Below are 15,178 nucleotides of genomic sequence, written 5' to 3'. Positions count from 1 at the left end.
CTTATTCCCGCACCGATCTCGGCTAGGATTAAGCAGTGGGCACACAGTGCTTCAAGCGCTGCCCGCGTCCCCAAAGTGAAGCATCTAGCCGAAGGATCTACCAATCAGCACCGCAAGCGCCCCCGGCAACCGACCCAACCAGCTGCACGAGGCAGAAGAGAACTGGTGGGCGGCGCCCTTCGCCGCCACCGGCCTGGATGCCACCGTGCAGGTGCCCGCGTCGAAGTCGCTGACCAACCGGTATCTGATCCTTGCGGCCCTGGCCTCCTCCCCCTCCACCATCCGCAACACGCTGATCAGCCGCGACACCGAGCTGATGCTGCGCGCCCTGGCCGAGTTCGGGGCAGGAATCGAGCGCATCGGGCAGGCCGATGGCTCCACCACCGTGGTCATCACCCCGGGCCAGCTGGCCGCCGGCCCGCTGTCCATCGACTGCGGCCTGGCCGGCACGGTGATGCGCTTCGTGCCCCCGCTGGCCGCCGTCGCCGGCGCAACGGTGGCCTTCGACGGCGACGAAGCGGCCCGCGTGCGCCCGATGGCCCCGGTGCTCGACGCGCTGGCGGACCTCGGCGCCCGCATCGACTATGCCGGCGCCGCCGGAATGCTGCCCTTCACCATCGATGCCAGCGCCATGAAGCAGGACGCCGAAGTGGTGATCGACGCCTCGGGCAGCTCGCAGTTCATCTCCGCGCTGCTGCTGGTCGGCCAGGCCCTGCCCGGCGGGCTGGCGCTGCGCGCCGCACCAGGGCCGATCGCCTCCCCCGACCACATCGCGATGACGGTGCAGACCCTGCGCGAGCTCGGCGTGGACGTGCAGGTCGATGCCGATGCGCGCGGCTGGCGCATCGCACCGGGGCAGCTTCAGGGCTTCACCGTCACCGTCGAGCCCGACCTGTCCAACGCCGGCCCGTTCCTGGCCGCCGCGCTGGCCACCGCCGGCACCGTGCGCGTGCCCTTCTGGCCCGCGAAGACCACCCAGGTGGGCGGCAAGTGGGTCGAGATCCTGACCGCGATGGGCGCTCAGGCAAGCTTGGGCGATGACGGCGTGCTTTGCGTGCGCGGCACCGGAACAATCCGCGGGATCGACTACGCCGACGCCTCCGAGCTGGCCCCGACCCTGGCCGCCCTGTGCGTGCTGGCCGATGCGCCGAGCACGCTGAGCGGCATCGGGCACCTGCGCGGGCATGAAACCGATCGGCTGGCCGCGCTGGAAGCCGAATTGTCGAAGGTCGGCGCGCGCGTCACCGCGACCGCCGACGCGCTGCAGATCGTCCCGGGCCCGCTGCGGGCCGCGGATATCGAGTCCTACGAGGATCACCGCATGGCCACCGCCGGCGCCCTGCTGGGCCTGGCCATCGACGGGGTGCGCGTGCAGAACATTGCCACCACCGCGAAGACCATGCCCGATTTCCCGCAGCTGTGGAGCGCCATGGCGGCTACCGCAAGGGGCCAGGGCTGATGCGCTACTCCGACTACGACGAGTCCTCGGTGCGCGTGCGCCCGAACAAGAAGGGCAGCCGTCCGCGCACCAAGGACCGCCCGGCCTACGAGCAGGCGGTGATCGGCCGCATCATCACCGTGGACCGCGGCCGCTACACTGCGATCCTCGACGAGGACACCGCCACCGAGCGCATCGTCATCGCCGCCCGCGCCCGCGAGCTGCGCCGCCAGGCGATCGTGCCCGGGGACCTGGTGGGGCTGGTCGGCGACACCTCCGGCAAGCCCGACACCCTGGCCCGGCTGGTGCGCATCGAACAGCGCAGCACCCTGCTGCGGCGCAGCGCCGATGACACCGACGCAACCGAGCGCGTGGTAGTGGCCAATGTAGACAAGCTGGTCATCGTCGTCGCCGCCGCGAACCCCGAGCCGCGCACCGGCTTCGTGGACCGCGCGCTGGTCGCCGCCTACGACGCCGGCATCCAGCCGGTGCTCTGCGTGACCAAGGCCGATGTGAAGGACCCGGCCGAATTCCTCACCCACTACGAGGGGCTGGACTTCCCCGTGGTCATCTCCCGCACCACCGCGGCCGAGGCCTCGGGCATCGACGCCCGCAGCGCCGACGGCTCCAGCGCCCGGCTGGATGCCGGTGCCCTGGCCGAACTGGAGCAGCTGCTCTCCGGCTGCGTCTCGGTGGTGCTCGGCCACTCCGGGGTGGGCAAGTCCACCCTGGTCAACGCCCTGACCGGGTCGACCCGCGCCACCGGGCACGTTAACGCGGTCACCGGCCGCGGACGGCACACCTCCTCCAACGCGCTGGCCCTGCGCCTGGGCGACACCCCCGGATCCTGGCTGATCGATACCCCGGGCATCCGCTCCTTCGGGCTGGGGCTGGTGGATCCGGACAATATCCTGGCCGCCTTCGAGGACCTGGCCGAGATCGCCACCGGCTGCCCGCGCGGCTGCACCCATGCGGCCGGCGAGGCCGGCTGCGCGCTGGAAGCCTGGGCCGCCGAGGCCGAGGGCAGCCAGGCGTCCAACCGCCTGGCCTCCTACCGCCGGCTGGTCGCCACCGAGGAAACCACGCACGAAAAGGAGCTCGGCGCGCAGTAGGCGCCGCATAACCATGGCTGAATACACCCTGCAGCAAGATCTCGACTTCGCCCTGGCATTGGCCGACAAGGTCGACGCCTTCACCCTGGCCCGCTACGGCGCCAACGACCTGGTGGTCGAATCCAAGCCGGACATGACCCCGGTCTCCGATGCCGATCGCGGCGCCGAGCAGCTGATCCTGGCCGAACTGGCCGCCCACCGCCCCGGCGACTCGGTGCTCGGCGAGGAGTTCGGCGTGCACGGGGATTCGACCCGCCGCTGGGTGATCGACCCGATCGACGGGACGAAGAACTTCGTGCGCCGCGTGCCGGTGTGGGCCACGCTGATCGCGCTGCTCATCGACGACGAGCCGGTGCTCGGCGTCATTTCCGCTCCGGCGATGACCCGCCGCTGGCATGCGGCCACCGGCCTGGGTGCCTACGTCAGCGAACCGGGCGCGGTCCCCGAGTCCATCGCCACCCGCCGCCTCGCCGTCTCCTCGGTCAGCGCGCTGGAAGACTCCTCGCTGTCCTACGCCTCGCTGAACGGCTGGAAGGACGCCGGCAAGCTAGATGGCCTGCTGGAGCTGCTGGGCACCGCCTGGCGCACCCGCGGCTACGGGGATTTCCTCTCCTACGCGCTGGTGGCCGAAGGCGCGGTCGATGCCGCCTTCGAACCCGAGCTGGAGCTCTACGACATGGCCGCGCTGGTGCCGGTGGTGCGCGAGGCCGGGGGCCGCTTCACCTCGGTGGCCGGGGCGGAAGGCTGCCATGGCGGCAACGCGCTGGCCAGCAACGGCAAGCTGCACGAGGCGATCCTGCCCTTCCTGAACCGCAGCTAGGCGCCAAGACGATCATGGCACCTGCACGCCGCGGACCGGCCGGGCTGACCACCAGCGAAGAGGACTACCTCAAGGCGCTGTACGCGCTCACCGAATGGGAAGACGCTGACGTCGGCACCGGTGCGCTGGCCGACCAGCTGGGCCTGTCCCCCGCCTCGGCCACCGCCATGGTGCAAAAGCTCGCCTCCAAGTCGCTGGTCCACCATGTGCCGCGCGGGGCGATTACGCTCAGCGCCACCGGCCGGCGCGAGGCGCTGCGCATGGTGCGCCGCCACCGGCTGCTGGAGACCTTCCTGCGCGACGAGCTGGGCTACGGCTGGGACGAGGTCCACGACGAGGCCGAGGCCCTGGAGCACACCGTCACCGACCGGTTCATCAACGCCCTGGACGCCCGGCTGGGCCACCCGCGCCATGACCCGCACGGCGATGCGATCCCCAGCGCCGACGGGGTGCTGCCGGTTTCTGCCGCGATCCGGCTGGACCGCTTTACCGGAACTAGGGCGGTCATCGACCGGATCAGCGACGAGGACCCGCAGTTCCTGCGCCGTGCCGCCGCCCAGGGCCTAGTGCCCGGGGCGGGGATCGAGCTGCCGCATCAGCTGGATTTCATCGAGGCCTCGCTGATCTGGGTGCGCAAGGCCTAGCTGCGGGCTGTGCGAGAATGAAGAACAGCCCAAGACCCCAGGGAGGCCGGATGGAGCAGCGACCGATCATTCTCGGCGTGCCCGACCGGTTCGCTCCCCACGTGCTGGCCACTGCCGCGCAATTGGCTGGCGCACTGGGCACCGGGTTGCTGTGCGTGCATGTCGATGCCACCGGCTACCCTCTCGAAGAACTGCCCGACGGCACCGTACGCAGCGCACCGCTGGATCCCGAATCCGGTGAGGAAGCCATCGTCCGCTTCCCGCAGGAGCTGCTGCTCCGGCTCGAGGCCCAGCTTGCGGGCACGGAAGTCCACTGGCAGGCGCACGCCACCGCTGGCGGGCCAGGGCAGCAGCTGGCGCGGCTTGCCGTGCGGCATGATGCGGCGCTGATCGTGCTCGGAGTCCGCCAGCGATCCATGGCCAACGTCATCCGCGAGCTGCTCAACGGCTCCGTGGCGTTGCATCTGACGCACCGCCAGCGCCATCCGGTGCTTCTGGTCCCGCCACTCCCCGCCCGCCGAGCAGAACAGATCCAGAGTTCATGACCCCTCCGCCATCGCGCAGCGCGCAGAACACCGTGCCGCCTTCTTCCCTGGCCCCGGGTTCCCTGCTGCTGGTGTTCCTTGGCGGCGCCGCCGGGACAGCCGCCCGGCAAGGACTGGGCCTGCTGCTGCCTTCCGCTGGCGGTTTCCCGATCGCGATTTTCGCCGCCAACATGCTGGGAGCCTTCCTGCTCGGCCTGCTGCTGGAGGCGCTGTCGCACGGCGGCGGCAGCGAGGGACGGCGCCGCCGGCAGCGCTTGCTGCTGGGCACCGGTTTCATGGGCGGCTTCACCACCTACAGTGCGCTGGCCACCGACAGCATGCTGCTGTTCTCATCCAGTGCGGTGCTCCCGGCGCTGGCCTATGCTCTGCCCACGGTGATCTGTGGCGCTTTGGCTACCTGGTGCGGCATTGCCCTCGCGGCGAGGCGTGCGGCCCGAACAGCGGGAGGAGCCCGGTAGTGCTCTCCCCCGGCTTGTTTTTCACAGTTGCGCTCTGCGGCGGCCTTGGCGCCTGCCTGCGTTTCGTGCTTGATGCCCTGATCAGGCGGTGGCTTCCCGCCCCTCTGCCTTGGGGGACGATCCTGGTCAACCTTTCAGGCTCCTTCGCCCTTGGCGTGCTGACCGGGCTGCTGGCCCAGCAGCTGCTGTCTGCGCAATGGCTGGCGGCCATCGGTACGGGACTGCTCGGCGGCTACACGACGTTTTCCACGGCCAGCTTCGAAACGGTCCGGCTGCTGCAGTCAGGCCGCATCGCGGCGAGCCTGGCCAACGCCCTGGGCACGCTGGTTGGAGCCGTGCTTGCCGCATGGCTCGGCTTCCAGCTGGCTGGGCTCTTCTAGCCGGAAACAGCACATGCCAAGCCGGAAGGCTTGGCATGTGCTGTTCGCTAGCGTGCTGCGCGGCGTCCCTTGGGGGCGCCGGTTCGTGCTCGGTTCGGAAGCGGCTTCTCCGGCTTCTTGGTCCGGTCGTGCGGGACCACGTAGCCGCCGGTAGCGAGCACCAGGATGGCGCTGATGCCGGTCAGTGAGAGCATGCCGATCGCCCAGATCTGGGACTGGTCATAGAAGGAATGGTCGACGCTCAGCCAAAGCACGTAGGCGCCGATGAGGTAGATGATATGGATCAAGAGCAGGCGCGTCCGCAGCCGCAGCTTGATGACTGCCTTCGGTGAGAAGAAGATCGACCACAGGATAAGCAGCGGAATGACCACGACGAGGATTGCTGGAATGGTCGGCCATGGGATGAAAGCGATAGCGGCGAGTGCCGCTGCGAAGAGCAATCCTACTTCCAAGAGGAATGCCACTGCTGCATAGGTTGCTGAGAGGAAAGGCGATACCCGTTGGGAACTTTTTTTACCCATCGACTTCAATCTCACTCCGTTTCTGCGCACGTGGCCATTCAAAGCCTTCGACTTTCATCTCAAGTCTATGTGCAAATTCTCCATCCCGCGAACAGGCTCGCGATGCGGCAGCTGACTTCAAGGCAAGCAAAAAGCTCCGGATCCAATCTTGTGGGCTTGGATCCGGAGCTGGAATTTGTGGAGATGGGGAGAATTGAACTCCCGTCCGATGTGGTGTTGCCAGGTCTTCTCCGGGCGCAGTTTGCTGTGGATTTTCTCTGCCCCAACCATCACGCAAACATGTGGTTGATCCGGGCACAGTTGCCTGAATGTGTATCCGGCAGCGGCAACAACTGCTGAATACATTGGCTATCTAAATGACGTTAGGAACAGGGGCGATAGCGTCCCCTGGCTAACGGACCGTCTGGCTGCTTAGGCAGCGAGAGCGAAGTCAGTGCGCTTTGATTCGGCACTTATTGGTTTGCAAAGAGCGTTTACGAGATAACTTTGCGTCCTCGGCCCGCTTCATCTGTCGCGACTCACACCGTCGAAACCGATCATCCCCGTATTTTGTTGTCAGTCCCGGCTTCCCGGATACAACCACACCCTAGGGCGTGTTCATCAATCATAGCGCATCACGCCGGGTTGCCCCAATGCGAAATGCGCCACAACCTCTGCTTACGCGTTGCCGCGGTTGCGTTCGCGCATGGCACGCAATGCTTCGCGGTTATCCTGCTTTTCACGCAGGGTCTGCCGCTTGTCGTACTCGCGCTTACCGCGGGCGACACCGATTTCCAGCTTCGCCCGACCGGATTTGAAGTACAAGCTCAGCGGCACGACAGTCAGGCCGGCTTCACCGATCTTGCGCTCGATCTTCAGAAGTTCCTGGCGGTGCAGCAAGAGCTTTCGCCGACGACGAGCGGCATGATTAGTCCACGATCCATTGAGGTACTCGGGGATGTAGATGTTCTCGATGTACAGCTCATCGCGGTAGAACTGGCCGAAACCGTCAACGAGCGAGGCTTTGCCTTCGCGCAGCGACTTCACTTCGGTACCGGTGAGCACCATGCCAGCTTCGAAGGTGTCGAGGATTTCAAAATCGTGGCGCGCCTTGCGGTTGCTCGCGATGACTCGATCTTCTTGGTTCTTCTTAGCCACTTTACTCCTTGCATGTCGCGGGCGGATTCCCGCGCACAGACTACAAGTCTAGCGCTAGAGAAGTCCCAATGGGTTCACCTGTGATCCATTGATGATCGTTTCGAAGTGCAGATGGCAGCCGGTCGAATTGCCGGTGGTACCAACGTAGCCGATGACCTGGCCCTGCTTCACATACTGGCCGACACTGACCGCGATGCGGGACATATGGTGGTAGTTGGTGGCCAAGGCCTTGCCCTTGATGACTCCATGCGAGAGGGTGACCTTGTTGCCCGCGGATCCACCCCAGCCGGCCATCCAGACTTCGCCGGATGCTGCCGCCATGACTGGCGAGCCGCACTGGCCGCCGAAGCCCCAGTCGATACCCGCGTGGACATAGCCGCCGCGGCCACCGTAATCGATGGTTCCGGCTGGCGTTGGGCGCCATCCGAAGGTCGAGGTCATACGGTTGCTGGTGGTCGGCTTAATTAATCCCCAGCTGCTTGGCTCGGCGTAGTCCGAAGACTTCGGCTCGGACTTCGGTGCAACGTAGGACTTCTTCTTGTAGGTCTTTTTCTCCGCACGGGCTTCGGCAGCCTTGCGTTCCTGCTCAGCCTCGTAGGCGGCCTTTTCCTTGGCAATGCGCTTTCGCTCGGCCGCTGCTTCGCGACGCGCCTTTTCTTCTGCCTTGCGCTTGCGCTCGGCGGCCTCCCGGATCAGGCGCTCCTGGCGTTCCTTGATCTCCTGATTGACCGCAGCGTATTCCTTCTGCTGCGATTCCAGCTTCGCCTGGATGCGCGGCTTCTGCGCTTCGAGTTCGGCGCTGAGCGCTTCGGTGCTGGCTACCAGTGCATCCAGCTCGTTCTTGGCGTTCTGCGCAGCATCTCGCGCTGCCTGTTCCTGCGCCAAGGCTTCCTCCGCCTGGGCTTTTAGGGAGGAGATTTCCTTCTCCACGGCAACCAGGCGAAGCTTGTTGCTTTCGTTGTTGGCCTGTTCCTGGGCCAAATCGTTGTATGCGGCATTCTGGGATTCCATGGCACGATTGGCCATGTCCAGGCCGTCGGCCATCTTGGTTGCCGAATCCATGTTGAGGATCATGTCCAGCCCGCCCGAGACACCGCCGCGCTTATAGGCTTCCGAGGCAATCTGCGCCATCGCGTCTTCTGCTTCGGACAACTTCGCAGTGTTCTCTTCGATCTGCTGGGCCACTTCATCCCGAGTCGCCTGCGCGCTGATCAAGCGGTTGTTCAGATCGGAGAGGGTTGCCTGCGCATTGGCTACGCGGCTTTGCGCGTCAGCCAATGCCTGCTGGGCAATGGGTACCTGCGCCTGCTGGTCACGCAATTTCTTGTCGGTTTCCTGGATGTCGGCATCCAGGAATTCCATGTCGGTCTCGAGGTTTTCGATGTTCTTCTCGACCTGAGCTTTCCTGTCGTCCAGCTCGTCAGCGACCACAAGGCCCGCTGGCAGAGTGAGCGCAAGAGCCATAGCTCCACCGATAGAGGCGCGTAAGAATTTACGTCGCACGGCGTTCGACAGCATAAAGCTCCTTTAAGAAATTGCGTACTTCAGTTCAAGCCTAGATAACGTTTCGGCTAAACCTTAAGGTAACGCTTCAACGTTACCACTGATGAAATTGTGGCCAAAACGATACCAATAATCAAGAGTATCGGAGCAACTAGCCATATTTCGGTGGTGGAGATGAACGCGACACCGACGTTTTCGTTGGCCAACTTGTCCTCAACGAGGAACTTCAGCAGCAACCACAGCGTGCCCGAAGCCAGCAGGCCGCCAATCAGCGACGCGATCACGCCTTCGATGATGAATGGCAATTGAATCGTTGCTTTCGAAGCGCCGACCAGCCGCATGATGGTCGTTTCGAGCCGACGGTGCATGGCCGAGAGCTGAATGGTCGTCCCGGTGAGCAACACCGCGCAAACAATCATCACGATTGCCACGACGGCGGCGGCAGCGGAAGCCACGCGCACCAACTGGAATACCTTTTCAAGCAGTTCGCGTTGGTCAATTACCGAGTCAACGCCCTCAACGGTGGAGAACGCTTCGTTGATCACCGGATACTTTTCCGGATCAACCAGTGCGACGCGGAAGGATTCGGGAAGTTGTTCTGCAGTAACCTGGTCGACCAACGCGGAGTTCTCATATTGGTCAAGGAAGTTCTCGTACGCCTGTTCTTTGGATTCGTAGGCGAATTCCTTGATGTATGGGGCGAGCTGCTCGGACTTGAGCATCTCCTCGATGTTCTGCCGCTGTTCCTCGGTAACCGCACTGCCGGCACAGTTCGGCGAGGTGCTCGTGTCATCGCAGAGGTACACCGCGACTTCCATGCGGTCGTACCAGTAGCCCTTCATCTGGTTGATCTGGAGCTGAAGCAACACCGAAGCGCCAACGAAGGTCAACGATACGAAGGTCACCAGCACCACGGAAACAACCATGACGACGTTTTGCCGCAGGCCCTTCGCCGCTTCGCGGAGAATAAATCCTAGTCTCACTGGTCCTCGTCTTTCTTATCCTCGGCAACCTGCGATTCTTCGTCGTACTCCACGGCCGAATTGCCGACGAGCAGTTCGCGCGAGCCGTCCTGGTTCACCACAGTGGTCATCGGCGTGTACTGGCCATCAATTTCATCGCGGATGACTCGTCCGCGTTTCAGTTCAATAACGCGGTGGCGGTATTCGCTCACCAGCTCGTGCGCGTGCGTAGCCATCAGGACGGTCGTGCCGTTCTGGTTGATGCGATTGAGCACGTTCATCACTTCGATGCTGTTCTTGCGGTCAAGGTTGCCAGTAGGCTCATCGGCCAGCAGAATCGACGGCCTGTTCACAATGGCGCGGGCAATGCCAACGCGTTGCTGCTCGCCACCGGAAAGCTCGGTTGGCTTGCGGCGTGCTTTGTCTTCAAGGCCGACCATTTTCAATGCGTCCGGCACTCGCTCGCGGATCTGGGCACGGGAAGCACCGATGACTTCCATGGCGAACGCGACGTTGTCGAAGACCGTACGCTCACGCAAGAGGCGGAAGTCCTGGAAAACGAACCCGATGTCGCGGCGCAGCTTGGGCACACGACGGCTCGGTATGCGGTTGAGGTTCTGTCCGGCTACGTAGACGGATCCGTCGGTGGAGCGCTTTTCGCGCAGCACCAAGCTGAGGAAGGTCGACTTACCCGAACCGGATTCACCAACCAGGAAGGCGAATTCGCCACGGTCTATCTCGATGCTTACCTCGTCCAAAGCCGCATTCTGCTGCTTCGGCTCGTAAACCATCGAGACGTTTTCGAATTTAATCATGTCTTCAATCGCTAGTCTTCGTCGGGGCGCGACCCACGAACACCAATCTCGAGATCAAACGTCTATTGATGCGCCAGTCTTCCAAAGACTATCGGTGCAAAGTTGCGAACCAGCCGAAATATAAGGCGTGTTGCAAGATTCGTGCCGTACGTCCAGCTAACGCGAAGTGCGCTGCTTCGGCATGACTAGCTGTAATTGGCGCAGCAGGCTCCGCAACGGTGATGATACTTACACCTTACATGACAGAAGAATCCACCGCGGTCAGTGTTAGCGAGACCGCCTACTTGCTTGGTCGACGTTGTCCTGCACGCCAGCGAATGCCTGCATCGATGAAATCGTCGATTTCACCGTCAAGCACCGCCTGGGTATTGCCCACTTCATGTTCCGTTCGCAGGTCCTTGACCATTTGATACGGGTTAAGCACGTAGGAGCGCATTTGGTCACCCCAGGATGCCTTCACATCGCCGGCAAGTTCCTTCTTCTGCGCGTCCTCCTGCTCCTTCTTCAAGAGCAGCAAGCGCGACTGCAGAACTCGAAGCGCGGCAGCACGGTTCTGGATCTGCGATTTCTCGTTCTGCATCGAGACGACGACGCCGGTAGGAATATGCGTCATGCGTACCGCGGAGTCGGTGGTGTTGACGCTCTGGCCACCAGGCCCCGAGGAGCGGAACACGTCCACGCGGATTTCAGATTCCGGGATTTCGATAGTGTCGGTCTGCTCAATCAGCGGCACGACTTCCACGGCCGCAAACGAAGTCTGGCGACGACCCTGATTATCGAATGGCGAGATGCGCACCAGGCGGTGGGTACCGGCTTCTACAGAGAGCGTGCCGAAGGCATACGGGGCATCAATTTCAAAGGTTGCCGATTTGAGGCCGGCTTCTTCGGCGTACGAGGTGTCCATGACAGTGGCCTTGTATCCACGGCGTTCAGCCCAACGTAGGTACATGCGCAGGAGCATCTCCGCGAAGTCCGCGGCGTCAACACCACCGGCACCAGAGCGAATCGTGACAACTGCACCTCGGGCATCGAATTCGCCGTTGAGGAGGGTAACTATCTCGAGTTCAGCAAGGGCCTTTTGGATGCTGGTGAGCTCCTTGTCCGCTTCATCCAGCGTATCGTCGTCTTCTTCGAGCTCGGCAAGCTCAACCAGGACTTCCAAATCATCGATTCGCGTCTGCAGCCGAGTCAGCCGTTCCAGCTCGGACTGGCGATGAGATAGCTTGCTGGTGACGATTTGCGCAGCGGCCGGATCATCCCAGAGGTTGGGAGCGCCCGCTTCTTCCGAGAGGACTGCGATGTCAGCTTTGATCTGCTCGACATCGCTCACGTCTTCAATTGCGGCGAATGTAGAACGCAGTGAGCGGATTTCAGCGGAGAAGTCAGTTTTTGCCATGGTCTTCTAAGACTACGTCATTTGGCCTCTGATCATTGAGTCCGGCGGCCGACGCGGTGATTACCTGCTCAATACGGTTCGAGCGGATGATTCGACTGATATCGGCACTCCATCGGGAACAAGCCACCCTACTATCGGCGGTTGCACCGAACCGCTCAACTGGAGATTGGCACCTTGGCCATCGGCTATGATCTGAACCCGGCCGATTCGCAGATCCTCGACCCGGCCGGCCGCACCAACATCTGAAAGGTACTGCTGCACTGCTTGCTGCACGCGTTGCTGGTTCAGCTGGATCCTTGGGTTGCCGTTGTCCGCAACGAACTCGAATTCATCTACGGCAGCCACGACCGCTCCGTCGGCAATTGACAACAGCTGGCGCGCTTTGAGGTTGACGGCGCTGGCTGCCAGCACCACGGAAATGGTCAGCAATGTGATGGCGCACAGGCCGATTGCCATCACCAAGGATTGCCCATCCTCATTCCGCAGATTCCGGACGACACGCTGCGGCCTAGCCAAATCGATCAGTCCTTTGCGACGCGGAGGAATCCACGGTGAATGCGGACGCCTCGACCCATTCGGATACGAAAGGAAGCGGGACATCCAAGGCTACAGTCACGGTGACGACACTGCCCGGGCTCAAGCATTCCTTTTCGCAACGAATTGAAGTGCGGGCGTTGCGATACCCAAAATTGTTCATGGTTCTTCGCACCACAGCGTGTGCTTCGTTCCTCGCCTGCGCAGGGTCTTCGGCGGCGGCAAAGACCTTGGCGGCATGATCTGCAGCACCAACCACGGCATAGCTGCCTCCTTGAAGCTGGCCGGCGGCCAGTATCAGGTACACCAGGGGAATCAGCAAGACGGTTGAAGCGAAAACGAACTCCACTACCGCACTTCCACGATCTTCATTCCGGATTCTGCGATGCATGGCGGTAGCCAGATTCTTGGCTCTACCCATAACGCACTGCTTCTCCTTTCACGTGCAAGTCCCACCCATTGGGCAAGAGTCCGATCAATGGCACTCGGGTGCTGACCGATACGGTAACCAACTGGCTGTCCCCTACTGGAGTGGTGCTCACGGCAATGTCACGGGCGAATCCACCATGCAGGCTTTCGGTGATCAATGTCCGCGTTCTGCCTTGGGCGTCTGCCGCTGAACGATTGGCCAGGGCACCGTAGTGGGCGCCGTTGGAAGCCGCGTCAATCAGCGTATTGCGCACATGCAGAACCAGCGCGAGCTGGACAAGCGTCATCGCGATCACCACAAGCAACGTTGTCACCATGACAAATTCCGCTACAGCAGACCCGCGCTCGCTGCGCGTGGACTCCGACGAACTCGGAGATCCAGATAACCGCGCGCCGGAGCTCATGAACGGTTATCCCAATCCGGAAACTCGATCGATGGCCTGGTTGAACAGGTCCTGCAGCCTAGGTCCTGCGATGGCCAGCAACGCGGCGACCAGCAAAGCAGACATGAGTATGAGTCGTGCCTAATTGCTACTTATGCACGATTTATTGCTGACGATTCCCGTTATCAGTGTATTGCCTGTAAATTTGCTCTCAATAGGTAGCGCGCACTCGGAGGGTTCGTTGGAAGTGGTTTCGCATAACAGGCAATGGCGCTGGTACACGCCGCTTCATGACCAACAGCCCATCACGAAAAAGGAACTTGCAAGCCTTCCCAAGGATGCTCAAGGTCACTTGCTGCTCGCGATGAAGAAATACGCAACGAACACCCACCAGCGCAGACACTTGAAACACGTTGACGGTCCAATCTATGAAATCCGCACTAGCTTGGGCAACAACCAGTATCGAGTCCTATTTTATAACCCCACTCCAGTGCACTCCATCGTCTTGCGGGTCTTCTACAAAGATACAAACAGAATCCCGAAGCAAGACATTGATATCGCCAAGGATCGAATGGCCGAGTGGGACCTACATAACAAGAATCACGGCAAGCACAACAAGTGAACCAGCCTGCCACGTTACATAAGCGTGGTCACAAAATACTTGCATCGCGCGATATTTCAGATACATTATCAATATCGGTTGTAACCGATAAATGATTGTTCGCACTCAAACGCGACATGAATTGGAGCCACAACATGAGCAACCAGGCACAGCAGTCGTTGGACACCCCAGTCGATTTCAACGAACTTCTTTCTGATCCCAGAATCGCCGACGCCGTAGAAGACGCTGAACTCCGCGAAGACTTGATCGATGCGTTGATCGCATTGCGCAAGAAAGCAAAACTGCGCCAGTCGGATATCGCCAAGCATATGGAATGCACGCAGTCGACCATTTCGGATTTCGAGAACGAATCCACGGATCCGCATCTGTCGACTCTTCAGCGTTACGCCCGCGCCACCGGTCACAAATTGCATGTCTCTGTCGAAGACGTCCAAGAGGCGACCATCGCGCATTATTCCAAGTCGTCGATCAAGGTCACGCAGGCCTCGATCGTTGACGTCGTATTGAACAACGCCAGCGCCTTCGCAGAAAACTACGCAGCCTATGAATCCCGCCGTTCGGATTTCGCAAAAGCCGCCTAGGTAAATGCAAATACACTAATTAGAATATGGAACATCAATGACAGATGAACGCCAAGTCGCCGCAAGACTTGCCGCGCATGCCGAAATGATAGATGTTCGGATGGTCAAGTCGTCATTTGAACATCAAGGATTCCCCGAGCCGGGGACTATCGATTACGACCTGCACATTTCCCCCGAAGCAAGGCTGGACGAGGCGTCCTCAGCGCTCGTTACTTCCGCAAAGTTCATAGTCGATATGAATCAGGATTCTGACGGCGAGACCATAAACATCGCACATATCGAGTTTGTATTTGCCGGGATGTACAAGATAGTCGACGAGGTCCGTTTTGAAGAAGAAGAAGTAAAAGCGTTTGCCAATACCACTGGCATTTTCGCCCTGTACCCCTATGCCAGGGAGTACGTCCAAGACGTCACTAGTCGCCTTGGCTTGCCATCGCTGACTCTCGGGCTGTACAAGATCCCAACTGATGGGCAGGAGTAACGGCCTCCCGTTACTTCGACAATCAGGTTGGCAATCAATTGCGCTTCCTTAAATTACCAGCGAAAATCGCCCCACCCTCACGACGAGGATGGGGCGATTTTTTGCCTAAAATGCTCCAGCCTAGTCTCCATCATGTTTCGCCATAGTTCCTATTTCATTCGTTCTGGTCGCTCAATAGTCTAAAAATATCTACCCGCTCCACTTGCATATTGCAGACTGAGCGGGTATTATTATTTATAGAAAGGAAGTGATCATGGAAGAAGTTGGAAAACTGATTGACAGCATCTCAGGGCTGATAACATCAATCACCGCGTTACTGATAGCAATCCACGTGATGCGGAAGAAAAAGAAGAAGAAACGCAAAAAATAAAGAGTGTCCCGCCTATCCCTACTAGGCGGGGCACTCCCCCTCCAACT

At 61.0% G+C, this 15,178-nt stretch carries 19 protein-coding genes and 1 other RNA gene; 10 read left to right on the top strand and 10 right to left on the bottom strand.

Annotated features, from left to right (window positions below; all coding sequences use genetic code 11):
* Nucleotides 1-142 precede the first annotated feature (142 nt).
* From aroA to crcB, 7 genes are read left to right on the top strand one after another with little or no spacing between them, the layout of a single operon-like run.
* On the top strand, nt 143-1,459 hold the full coding sequence (gene aroA, locus ACLQ8T_RS06430) for a 3-phosphoshikimate 1-carboxyvinyltransferase (protein ID WP_413456380.1): 1,317 nt from the start codon (nt 143-145) through the stop codon (nt 1,457-1,459).
* Nucleotides 1,459-2,550, top strand: coding sequence for a ribosome small subunit-dependent GTPase A (locus ACLQ8T_RS06425; RefSeq protein WP_239543261.1), 1,092 nt, complete (start codon nt 1,459-1,461; stop codon nt 2,548-2,550). The genes aroA and ACLQ8T_RS06425 overlap by 1 nt, the downstream gene beginning before the upstream one ends.
* A 7-nt stretch (nt 2,551-2,557) precedes the next feature.
* Nucleotides 2,558-3,370: an inositol monophosphatase family protein gene (locus ACLQ8T_RS06420; RefSeq protein WP_413456379.1), complete on the top strand. Its 813-nt coding sequence runs from the start codon at nt 2,558-2,560 to the stop codon at nt 3,368-3,370.
* 14 nt (nt 3,371-3,384) lie between these two features.
* The gene (locus tag ACLQ8T_RS06415) at nt 3,385-4,014 is read left to right on the top strand and encodes a metal-dependent transcriptional regulator (protein ID WP_204721558.1); all 630 of its coding nucleotides are present in this window, start codon (nt 3,385-3,387) and stop codon (nt 4,012-4,014) included.
* Nucleotides 4,015-4,064: 50 nt separating this feature from the next.
* The gene (locus ACLQ8T_RS06410; protein WP_413456099.1) at nt 4,065-4,559 is read left to right on the top strand and encodes a universal stress protein; all 495 of its coding nucleotides are present in this window, start codon (nt 4,065-4,067) and stop codon (nt 4,557-4,559) included.
* Nucleotides 4,556-5,017, top strand: coding sequence for a fluoride efflux transporter FluC (locus ACLQ8T_RS06405; protein ID WP_073707666.1), 462 nt, complete (start codon nt 4,556-4,558; stop codon nt 5,015-5,017). Before ACLQ8T_RS06410 ends, ACLQ8T_RS06405 begins: the two co-directional genes overlap by 4 nt.
* A complete protein-coding gene (gene crcB / locus ACLQ8T_RS06400; RefSeq protein WP_141358571.1) occupies nt 5,017-5,397 on the top strand; it encodes a fluoride efflux transporter CrcB in 381 nt (126 codons plus the stop codon). Before ACLQ8T_RS06405 ends, crcB begins: the two co-directional genes overlap by 1 nt.
* Before the next feature lie 47 nt (nt 5,398-5,444).
* On the opposite strand, the gene ACLQ8T_RS06395 is transcribed toward crcB, so the two are convergent.
* The 10 genes from ACLQ8T_RS06395 to ACLQ8T_RS06350 all read right to left on the bottom strand — a co-directional run bounded on the left by ACLQ8T_RS06395 (nt 5,445) and on the right by ACLQ8T_RS06350 (nt 13,098).
* Nucleotides 5,445-5,918, bottom strand: coding sequence for a DUF2568 domain-containing protein (locus ACLQ8T_RS06395; protein WP_413456098.1), 474 nt, complete (start codon nt 5,916-5,918; stop codon nt 5,445-5,447).
* Between the two features lie 175 nt (nt 5,919-6,093).
* Nucleotides 6,094-6,462, bottom strand: a transfer-messenger RNA (tmRNA) gene (gene ssrA, locus ACLQ8T_RS06390).
* Nucleotides 6,463-6,575: 113 nt separating this feature from the next.
* A complete protein-coding gene (gene smpB / locus ACLQ8T_RS06385; protein WP_204721550.1) occupies nt 6,576-7,055 on the bottom strand; it encodes an SsrA-binding protein SmpB in 480 nt (159 codons plus the stop codon).
* A gap of 54 nt (nt 7,056-7,109) precedes the next feature.
* Entirely contained in the window at nt 7,110-8,519 is a 1,410-nt protein-coding gene (locus ACLQ8T_RS06380) for a peptidoglycan DD-metalloendopeptidase family protein (RefSeq protein ID WP_413456097.1), read from the bottom strand.
* 107 nt (nt 8,520-8,626) lie between these two features.
* The gene (gene ftsX / locus ACLQ8T_RS06375; RefSeq protein WP_128470639.1) at nt 8,627-9,541 is read right to left on the bottom strand and encodes a permease-like cell division protein FtsX; all 915 of its coding nucleotides are present in this window, start codon (nt 9,539-9,541) and stop codon (nt 8,627-8,629) included.
* The gene (gene ftsE / locus ACLQ8T_RS06370; protein ID WP_413456096.1) at nt 9,538-10,335 is read right to left on the bottom strand and encodes a cell division ATP-binding protein FtsE; all 798 of its coding nucleotides are present in this window, start codon (nt 10,333-10,335) and stop codon (nt 9,538-9,540) included. The genes ftsX and ftsE overlap by 4 nt, the downstream gene beginning before the upstream one ends.
* Before the next feature lie 280 nt (nt 10,336-10,615).
* The gene (prfB, locus tag ACLQ8T_RS06365) at nt 10,616-11,731 is read right to left on the bottom strand and encodes a peptide chain release factor 2 (protein WP_204721544.1); all 1,116 of its coding nucleotides are present in this window, start codon (nt 11,729-11,731) and stop codon (nt 10,616-10,618) included.
* 60 nt (nt 11,732-11,791) lie between these two features.
* Nucleotides 11,792-12,193 (bottom strand): hypothetical protein, encoded by a 402-nt coding sequence (locus ACLQ8T_RS06360; RefSeq protein WP_204721542.1) that lies wholly within the window; start codon nt 12,191-12,193, stop codon nt 11,792-11,794.
* A 46-nt stretch (nt 12,194-12,239) separates the two neighbouring features.
* Nucleotides 12,240-12,686 carry a hypothetical protein gene (locus ACLQ8T_RS06355; protein WP_239543257.1) on the bottom strand — a complete coding sequence of 149 codons (447 nt, stop codon included), beginning with the start codon at nt 12,684-12,686 and terminating at the stop codon, nt 12,240-12,242.
* The gene (locus ACLQ8T_RS06350) at nt 12,679-13,098 is read right to left on the bottom strand and encodes a TadE family protein (protein WP_204721540.1); all 420 of its coding nucleotides are present in this window, start codon (nt 13,096-13,098) and stop codon (nt 12,679-12,681) included. The genes ACLQ8T_RS06355 and ACLQ8T_RS06350 overlap by 8 nt, the downstream gene beginning before the upstream one ends.
* 226 nt (nt 13,099-13,324) lie before the next feature.
* Here ACLQ8T_RS06350 and ACLQ8T_RS06345 point away from each other — a divergent pair, with 226 nt between their 5' ends.
* The 3 genes from ACLQ8T_RS06345 (at nt 13,325) to ACLQ8T_RS06335 (ending at nt 14,761) form a co-directional block, all read left to right on the top strand.
* A complete protein-coding gene (locus ACLQ8T_RS06345) occupies nt 13,325-13,699 on the top strand; it encodes a type II toxin-antitoxin system RelE/ParE family toxin (RefSeq protein WP_413456378.1) in 375 nt (124 codons plus the stop codon).
* Nucleotides 13,700-13,833: 134 nt separating this feature from the next.
* Nucleotides 13,834-14,280 (top strand): helix-turn-helix domain-containing protein, encoded by a 447-nt coding sequence (locus tag ACLQ8T_RS06340; protein ID WP_413456095.1) that lies wholly within the window; start codon nt 13,834-13,836, stop codon nt 14,278-14,280.
* Between the two features lie 37 nt (nt 14,281-14,317).
* Nucleotides 14,318-14,761: a protein-export chaperone SecB gene (locus ACLQ8T_RS06335; RefSeq protein ID WP_413456094.1), complete on the top strand. Its 444-nt coding sequence runs from the start codon at nt 14,318-14,320 to the stop codon at nt 14,759-14,761.
* Nucleotides 14,762-15,178: the final 417 nt, after the last annotated feature.

The sequence above is a fragment of the Glutamicibacter sp. FR1 genome, from assembly GCF_047300825.1.
Lineage (GTDB): Bacteria > Actinomycetota > Actinomycetes > Actinomycetales > Micrococcaceae > Glutamicibacter > Glutamicibacter nicotianae.
The sequence above is the reverse complement of the archived record's forward strand: the minus strand, read 5'-3'. Positions and strand labels throughout refer to the sequence as shown.

Coding starts and splice junctions, on each gene's coding strand:
- ACLQ8T_RS06410 (WP_413456099.1), top strand. CDS start 4,065: ATGGAGCAGCGACCGATCATTCTCGGCGTGCCCGACCGGTTCGCTCCC.
- ACLQ8T_RS06395 (WP_413456098.1), bottom strand. CDS start 5,918: ATGGGTAAAAAAAGTTCCCAACGGGTATCGCCTTTCCTCTCAGCAACC.
- ACLQ8T_RS06355 (WP_239543257.1), bottom strand. CDS start 12,686: ATGGGTAGAGCCAAGAATCTGGCTACCGCCATGCATCGCAGAATCCGG.
- ACLQ8T_RS06335 (WP_413456094.1), top strand. CDS start 14,318: ATGACAGATGAACGCCAAGTCGCCGCAAGACTTGCCGCGCATGCCGAA.
- ACLQ8T_RS06415 (WP_204721558.1), top strand. CDS start 3,385: ATGGCACCTGCACGCCGCGGACCGGCCGGGCTGACCACCAGCGAAGAG.
- ACLQ8T_RS06340 (WP_413456095.1), top strand. CDS start 13,834: ATGAGCAACCAGGCACAGCAGTCGTTGGACACCCCAGTCGATTTCAAC.
- ftsE (WP_413456096.1), bottom strand. CDS start 10,335: ATGATTAAATTCGAAAACGTCTCGATGGTTTACGAGCCGAAGCAGCAG.
- ACLQ8T_RS06380 (WP_413456097.1), bottom strand. CDS start 8,519: ATGGCTCTTGCGCTCACTCTGCCAGCGGGCCTTGTGGTCGCTGACGAG.
- ACLQ8T_RS06425 (WP_239543261.1), top strand. CDS start 1,459: ATGCGCTACTCCGACTACGACGAGTCCTCGGTGCGCGTGCGCCCGAAC.
- prfB (WP_204721544.1), bottom strand. CDS start 11,731: ATGGCAAAAACTGACTTCTCCGCTGAAATCCGCTCACTGCGTTCTACA.
- ACLQ8T_RS06350 (WP_204721540.1), bottom strand. CDS start 13,098: ATGAGCTCCGGCGCGCGGTTATCTGGATCTCCGAGTTCGTCGGAGTCC.
- ACLQ8T_RS06405 (WP_073707666.1), top strand. CDS start 4,556: ATGACCCCTCCGCCATCGCGCAGCGCGCAGAACACCGTGCCGCCTTCT.